The organism is Mesorhizobium sp. M7A.F.Ca.ET.027.02.1.1 (assembly GCF_004022985.1).
Classification (GTDB): Bacteria; Pseudomonadota; Alphaproteobacteria; order Rhizobiales; family Rhizobiaceae; genus Mesorhizobium.
On sequence record NZ_RZOL01000682.1, the window covers coordinates 1 to 1,815 of the forward strand.

Annotated in this window: 1 protein-coding gene and 2 pseudogenes; 2 read left to right on the forward strand and 1 reads right to left on the reverse strand. The window is 56.0% G+C overall.

Annotated features, from left to right (window positions below):
• Positions 1-222: pseudogene (locus tag EN749_RS37985) on the forward strand (hypothetical protein); the annotation flags it as partial.
• Positions 223-354: 132 nt separating this feature from the next.
• On the opposite strand, the gene EN749_RS35070 reads toward EN749_RS37985, so the two are convergent.
• Complete coding sequence (locus EN749_RS35070; RefSeq protein ID WP_128364886.1) at positions 355-1,260, reverse strand: WYL domain-containing protein; 906 nt, start codon at positions 1,258-1,260, stop codon at positions 355-357.
• A 276-nt stretch (positions 1,261-1,536) separates the two neighbouring features.
• On the opposite strand from EN749_RS35070, the pseudogene EN749_RS35075 reads away from it, so the two are divergent.
• Positions 1,537-1,815: pseudogene (locus EN749_RS35075) on the forward strand (nucleotidyltransferase); the annotation flags it as partial.

Genomic DNA, 1,815 nt, shown 5'->3' on the forward strand with positions numbered 1-1,815 from the left:
CGTCCCAACCACGAAAAAGATGCTTACGACTTATCTGAAACCGGCGGCTTCAACATCTCGGTCTGTCCGCAAGGCGGCGGCTGGAGCGGCCGGATACTGGGACGAAAAACGCAACGGCTTGTGGAATCGCGCCTCACTTATGCAACTGCGGATGCCGCCAAACCCGGCGCCTTTGACGGCATGATCTTCTTGGAAGGCAAAGGGTGGGGCGCAGGGCGTTGACGGGTTGATCAAGGCCTGCGGTCGAGCCAAATCCAAAACCGCTTCTGCTTTGGCAGGCGTTTCAGCGAGAACGCAATAGCATTGATCGGGACTTCTCTCGTATCTGGGCATAGTGAGCCGGACGCGCCAAGCCTATGCCTGCTCTGCCACGCTCGCATCGGCAGACTCGGCACGTTTCAGCGCGGCTCGCACGGCCTCTTTGTTCAGCAAAACTATGTGCTGCGCCCGCGGAGCTTCCTTCTCGGCATCCCGGAGCAATCCGAGCCTCTTAAGGACATAGAACAGCATCGAACAGCGAACCGACAGCACAGCTTTATTATCCATCATGCCGTAATCTTTTGCCACGACCTTCTTCTGATTTTCGGCGAGCGCCGGATGCGGTGTAATTTCGACCCGGATACGCTCGTGCCATCCCAGGTCATTCTCTCCACCCGCGCCGCTCGGGCCGGGGGAACGTGCTTCGAGAATGCGCGGCAGTATGAAGTCTTTGTACTTGGCGTCGAGGTGGCAGTAAGCCCGCGCGTGCCAGCGAAATCCGTCATAGCCGAAAGCATGGGGCGACATGCGCCGCCACATGGGATCAGGACGAATGCTGTTCATGGACTGGTACAGGACTTCCACGGATTTCTGCTCTCGCATTGCATCGATGACTGCCCGCAACACGGCCGTATCGACATCACGGTGCGGTGTCAGAGCAATGTCGGATTCGGGATGATACCGAAGCCAGGATTCGGCCGGCTTTGATAGTCCTTCCGCAAGGGAGCGCAGGCGAGACAGGTACGCTTCCGGGCCAGGGGTCAAGAAGCTCGGTTCGAAATTTCGGGCCGGGATATAGCGCTTGGCGCTCTTGTCGTACTCCACATTTCCTGGTGCTCGCTCCTGATATAGCGTCAGGTCTTTCGATGCCTGGGGCACCGAAACGCCGAACATGTTAATGATATCTGCGCGGTTCACCCCGCCTTCCCAAAACAGCCGGAACTCTATGAATTCCAGCCTTTGTTCAACGCCCCAACGCACCCCGGGTCGTTCGTCCTTCATTATTACCTCACAATGCGTATAGAAACTATATTGGAATTGAAAGACGATGTGTATATTTCATATTCCCATTAGTGCTGGCGGTCAAATTGAAAAGCGGGCTCGGGCCATGCATGGCTCCCCTACATCGCTCCGAGCCTCAACGTCGATACGTGTAAAAAGGCTATGGACATATTTACACGATCCGTATAATTATTATTCCCATAGATGCCTCGTCGATGATGATTCGGGGAAGCCGGGCGAAGCCAAAACCCGGTCGGGCAATAGAGGAGTTCGGAAATGGCAGGCACAGACGATCAGGTTGAGAAATTCCTTCAGGCACTCGTGGAGGAGCTCGCCATTCCAGTATCCCGGTATGAACAGGCCGAGACGAGCTACACGTCCCTAGGCGATTGGTTTCACCGGCCCGAGAGCACGGTGCGGAATTTCGATCCGGCGGTTTATGTACAGGGATCGTTTCGTCTTGGAACTGCGATCCGACCGGTCAACGACGCCGAGGAGTACGATGTCGACTCTGTCTGTGAGCTGAAGCAGCTCACCAAGAACGATCTCACGCAG